This is a genomic window from Blastocatellia bacterium, assembly GCA_025054955.1.
Lineage (GTDB): Bacteria > Acidobacteriota > Blastocatellia > HR10 > J050 > JANWZE01.
In genome coordinates this window covers 1-6,114 of the sequence record JANWZE010000097.1, presented here as the reverse complement: position 1 = coordinate 6,114, position 6,114 = coordinate 1, and the positions used below count along the sequence as shown (strand labels likewise).

General features: G+C 56.2%; 3 protein-coding genes. All 3 read left to right on the top strand.

Annotation, left to right across the window (positions count from 1 at the left end):
- Nucleotides 1-536 precede the first annotated feature (536 nt).
- A complete protein-coding gene (locus tag NZ823_11970) occupies nucleotides 537-1,604 on the top strand; it encodes an LLM class flavin-dependent oxidoreductase (protein MCS6805838.1) in 1,068 nt (355 codons plus the stop codon).
- 97 nt (nucleotides 1,605-1,701) lie between these two features.
- Nucleotides 1,702-5,190: a TonB-dependent receptor gene (locus NZ823_11965; GenBank protein ID MCS6805837.1), complete on the top strand. Its 3,489-nt coding sequence runs from the start codon at nucleotides 1,702-1,704 to the stop codon at nucleotides 5,188-5,190.
- 114 nt (nucleotides 5,191-5,304) lie between these two features.
- Nucleotides 5,305-6,114, top strand: an 810-nt coding sequence (locus tag NZ823_11960; GenBank protein ID MCS6805836.1) for a hypothetical protein, incomplete at its 3' end; no start/stop codon positions are given.

Sequence of the window (6,114 nt, the reverse complement as noted above, 5' to 3'; positions counted from 1 at the left end):
CTCAGGCGGGCACGCTAGAGGCGTGCGCTCCCGGGGCTTTTCAGAGGAGCATGCGTTTTGGAGTGCGGCGGCAAGCCCGCAGGGCGCGACGCCGCTTTGGCCTGGTGCGGAGTGTTGGGACGGAAAGCGCCGTCGCCGCTTGGCTCTGCCGGCGCACTCCAAGATAAAGTCAGCAATCGCTCATGAGCGCCGCGCTCGCCACGAACCATGAAAATGGTTATTAGCAGAGGAGTCGGGCGGCCACGGCGAGCCGTCCGTACAGGGTGGCTCTGGGCTCGCGTTTTTGCCAGGAAAGCAGGCAGGCAGGGAGGCCTGTATGGGGGCCTCGCTGTGGGCCCCCGCGTAGAATGCGTCTGTGCGGATAGGACCCAATTCTTCAACCCGCAATTGGTATTGTCCATCTGTGTTCATCAGTGGTGTTTCCGAGGAATCGCTCAAATGTCATTTTCAGAGGAGTTGTTTATGTCGTCCGGACGACGCCCAGAAACGATGAAAACACAGGCGGGAACGCCTGTGTCACATTCTCGAAGGAGACGATGATGAAATTTGGCCTGCTTTATCTGACAGATTATCACCCGGAGATTCATGGCTCGGCAGACCGCCTGTATGAAGAGATGCTGGCACAGATTGTCTATGCCGAGCAGTTAGGATTTGATAGCGTCTGGATCACAGAGCATCACTTCACCAACTATGGTGGCATTTTCCCATCGCCGTCGGTATTTCTAGCGGCGGTGGCGCAACGAACGAAACGAATTCGTTTGGGGACGGGTGTTGTTTTGGTTCCGCTGCACAACCCGATTCGTTTGGCCGAAGATTATGCCATGGTGGATAACCTCTCGGACGGACGACTAGAATTCGGCGCCGGACGCGCGTTCCTGCGATATGAGTATGACAACCTGAACGTCTCGATGGATGAAAGCAGCGGGCGATTCAGCGAAGGGCTTGAAGTGATCGAGCAGGCGTGGACGCAGGAGGCGGTAAATTTTGAGGGTCGGTTTTTCCGCGTTCGTGATCTACCTGTTTTGCCCAAGCCGAAACAGAAACCGCGTCCGCCGATGTGGGCGGCGGCGCAACTGACGCCCGCTTCATTTGAGTACATTGGCAAGCGCGGTTACCACATCATGACGGTGCCCTATCTGGCTGGCATCGCTGGGACGAAAGCGAACTTGCAGACATACCGGCGCGCGTTGCAAGAGAGTGGTCGAAACCCCGATGAGTTCGAGGTCTCTGTCACCAGCATCGGTCTGTTGGCCGAGACCAACGAGCAGGCCAAAGCTGATGTCGAGCCGTGCATCATGCGCTATATTCGCACGCTGACGGAGGCCGTCGCCGCCGGCGGCGAAGCTAGTCAGGCTGAAGATTACAAGCACTACCGGCAACACAGAAGCCGGCTGGAAAGTTTGACGTTCGATCAACTGTTTGCTGACGAAGCACAGGCGTTTGGTGATCCCGAAGTATGCCTCACTCGCGTTCGCGCATTGAAACACGAGTTAGGGATGACCTATTTCAAGCTGCTGGTCAATTTCGGCGGCCTATCACATCATAAGGTGATCAGGACATTGGAATTGTTCGCGCGCTACGTCATGCCGCACTTTTCATCCTGACATCCTGACACAGTGTGTTACTAACCGAGCTGCCGCCGTCTTCATGCCGATATTTCCCACCATTCTGAAAAATCACTCACACCTGAAGGAGGTTGTCATGTTGCAAAGAAGAAGCACCGCTCCATTCGTTGTCGGTTGTCTTGCCCTCCTGTTGTTCGGGCTGCCATGTCTCGGCTCGGTGGCCGCCTACCGAGCTGCTGCACAAGAGTTCGTGGCGAATATCGAGGGCGTGGTGACCGATCCTCAAAACGCCGTGGTTGTTGGCGCCGCTGTGACGCTGGAGAATGAAGCCACTGGCCTCCAGCGGAAGACCACAACCAACAGCGCAGGATTTTACACATTTCGGCTGCTTCCGGTCGGCCGCTACCGGATTACCACGGAAGCGCCGGGTTTCGCACGAAAGGTCCTGACAGGCATCGTGCTGGAGATTGATCAAATCGCCCGCGTTGACATTGAACTGAGCGTCTCCGGCGTTGTCGAGCAAGAGACAGTCACAGCACAAGCGCCGCTGGTTGAATCACGCTCGGCGACGTTGGGCGATGTGATTGACAATCGTCGTGTCGAGCAGTTGCCGCTGAATGGGCGCAACTTCATTCAGTTGGCGTTGATTGTTGCCGGCGCGACCGTCGCGCCTCAAGGTGGCACGACCGAGCAGTGGAATACCGCCGGGGGGCGGTTAGGTTTTTCTTCTAACGGTCAGCGCGATGATCGCAATGTGTTCTCGCTGGATGGCGTGACGATTCAAGAGCCGTCTATTCTCGTGGTGAACATCAATCCGGCGCCCGATGCGATTCAGGAATTCAAGGTGCTGCAAAACAGTTATTCTGCCGAAGCCGGTTTGTTCGGCGGCGGGCAGGTGACCATCACCACGAAGTCCGGCACCAATGAATTCCATGGGACCGTCTACGAGTACTTGCGCAACGACAAGCTCGACGCCAAGAACTTTTTCGACGATCCCAAGCGCGACATTCCGCCGTTTAAGCGCAATCAGTTTGGCTTTGCGCTGCATGGGCCGATTGTCAAGGATCGCGCCTTTTTCTTCGGTCACTACGAAGGGTTGCGCGAGGTCTTTTCACCGACCAACGTGACCCGCTTGCCGACGGCCAGCGAACGGCGTGGAGACTTTTCCGGGATTAACCCGCTCACCGGCCAGCCCTACCGCACGATCTATGATCCGGCGACATGCCCGTTTGCCTGCGTTCGGTTTCCCAATAACATCATTCCGGCCAATCGCATTCACCCGCTGGCGCGCGCTGTGCTGGATCGCATGCCGCTGCCTAATTTTGGGACAACGCAGCCCGGCTTCAACCATCTGAACGTCGGTCGAGAGCCGACTACGGCCGATCAGTTCAACATTCGTATTGACCACCAGATGACGACAAACCATTCGTTGTTTGGCCGGTACAGTTTTCTGGATTCGGAAATTCTCGATGACTTCGTCGGTAATTTGTTTGAGTCGAATCCGCCGCCACCATCGGGATTCGGGACGAATCGGAATGATGCAGGTCAAAACCTGGCCATCGGCTTAACCTCAGTGGTCTCGCCGGCCGTCGTCAATGAATTTCGCTTTGGCTACAACCGGTTTCGTGGGCAGCGTGAGCACGTCAATAAGGATTCGGGATTTCTCAATCAGTTTTTACCCAATCGCACGCCGGGCAGCTCCAATACGGCAATGCCATCGTTCGCTATCGGTGCTGGATTTGCTGATCTGGGCGACTCCGACGTGTTCGTGCCCAACTTGCGCAACAGTGACATCTTTCAGTTTGTTGACAACATGGTGTGGACACGCGGCCGTCACACCATCAAATACGGCGTGGATTATCGCTACATCAAGAACCGCAATACGGTCGAAATCTTCTCCAATGGGACTTTCTCCTTCCAGGGCGATACGCCGACGGCCGCAACAGGCAGTCTCTTCCAGTTTGATTTTAACAGCGGCATGGCGTTTGCCGATTTCCTCTTGGGACGGCCCTGGTTGTCGTTTTACACAGCGGGTCGCGGCGCCGATAACATGCGACTCAACTACTGGGGATTCTATTTCAACGACGAGTTTCGTGTGAATCGGCGGCTGACATTGAACTTCGGTGTGCGTGAAGAGTTCTATACAGGGCCTACTGATCAAGATGGCGAGGCAGCCATTTTGGACCCGGCCAACGGCAATCGCGTGATTGTCTCTGCGCCCGGCGGACGGATCAAGCCGGAGCTGCTTGCCAATCCGCTGATTCGAAGGGTTGTACCGAACTTGACCTTCGTCACCAACCAAGAGGCTGGCTTACCACTGTCGTTATTGAAGCCCGACTATAGCAACATCCAACCGCGCTTTGGTCTCGCCTGGGACCTGTTTGGGTCCGGCAAGACGGTGTTGCGTGCCGGTGTGGGCACGTATGTCGGCATCATCAACCTGGGTGTGACCTCAGACATTCAAGTGCCGCCGATCACGTTTCACTTGTTTGGACTGGACCTAGCGCGGTTTGGGGTGCCCGGCTTCCAGCCGCTCACTTATGAGACGGCCTTCACCACCGGAAATTTCGGCGCTTTCCCGGTGACCTACAACCCTGAGATCAGAAATGCGGACATCTATCAATACTCGCTTGATATTCAACATGAGCTGTCGGCGAATCTGGTTTTCTCGGTCGCGTATTCCGGCTCACGAGCGATCAAGCTGTTGCGTCGCGCCGAGTTTAATCAGGGTGTACCGAATGTGCCGTGTGTGGGAACGCCGAGTCCGACCAATCCGCGAGTGATCAACTGCACCGGCCCAAGCGGCCGACGCGGACAACGACTCAAACCGGGAGGCTCAGCTTTTTATCGCACCGGTGATGGTGATTCAGACTACCACGGGATGATTGCCCGGCTGGAGAAGCGATTTAGCCAGGGGCTAGCATTCACCGCTGGCTATACGTTTTCCAAGTCGCTCGATACGGCTTCCTCACTGAATGAAACCAGAAGCAATCCGACGCAAGCGATGGACAATTTCAACCTGGACCTGGATCGAGGTCGCTCAGACTTCGACACGCGCCATCGCTTCGTGTTGAGTGGCATCTGGGAGTTGCCGTTTGGCAAAGGGCGGCGTTGGGTGCAACAAGGGCCGGCCAGTTGGTTCATCGGTGGATGGCAAATGAGTGGTATCCTCACGTTGCAATCGGGTGTGCCGCTCTCCGGTCGCTCGTCCGTCAGTGAAGCCGATGCCGGCACCAACAAAGGCTCAACCATCCAACGACCTGATCTGATCTGTAATCCCAACAAAGTGCCCGGCGGTCGTCGGCCTGAGCGATGGTTTAACACCAGTTGCTTCATTCTCCCTCTCCGGTTCGTTGATGGACCCAACATGAGCTACACGATCCTGGGCAACGCCGGTCGCAACATCGTGGACGGGCCAGAGTTTGAAAACATTGACCTGTCGTTGGAAAAAGCTTTTCGATTTGCCGAACGGCATTCGATTCATTTTCGCGCCGACTTCTTTAATCTGTTCAACCATCCCAATTTCCGTAATCCAGGTTTGATTTTTGGCACGCCCAACTTTGGCGTGATTACAGAAGCGACCACGCCGCGACAGATTCAGTTCTCGTTGCGGTATTCCTTCTGATAACGATTTCAACTCTCACCGGCAGCGCACAGAGGCGCAGCAAGTGACGGGCTGCTGTAAGTGACTTGTCTGTAGCCTCTGTGCCGCTCTCACAGACAGACTGGAGGCGCTATTGTGTCAACAGGGCTCTTTGGCAAACGTCGGCTGCGACGGATCCTCGGCGAGGATGGCCGCTCGCTCATCGTCACCATGGACCAATCGCTTTACACGAATGTGTTCCCGGCAATTGCTGATCCGACCAGTGTCATTGCCGCGATGGCGCATGCCGGAGCCGATGCGTTTTTGACAACGTTCGGCATGCTCCAAGCTTTTCCCGAAAGTTTTCAATCGTCCGGCGTGCTTGTGCGGCTCGATGGCGGACCGACGGAGATTCCGGGCGGGCCGGGCCGATTTGATCTGCTTTATTCTGTGGAACAGGCATTGGCATTAGGCGCTGACGGCGTAGCCGTGATGTTCTTCCCCGGCTTTCGCTACGAAGATGTCACGGCACGCAATGTCGCCACGGTTGCTGCTGACTGCGCGCGATGGAAGGTGCCGTTGTTGGTTGAAGTGTTGCCCGGTGGATTTGAACACCCAGAGTTGCATACGCCAACTAACATTCGGCTGGCTGCACGGATTGCCGCTGAATTGGGCGCCGATCTGATCAAAGCGCCCTACACCGGCGACGTGCAAAGCTTCAGAGAAGTCACCCAGAATTGTTACTGCCCGATTGTGCTGCTAGGCGGGCACATCAGGCCAGATGCGACCGAGCGCGAGCCGCTGGAGCGGGTGAAAGCTGGATTAGAAGCCGGCGCTGTCGGCATCGCTATCGGGCCGCACATCTGGACACATGCCAATCCACCGGGCATGGTCAAGGCATTCCTCAAAGTCATTCACGAGAATGCTTCCGTTGATGAAGCGCTCGAGGTGATCAATCCCACACGT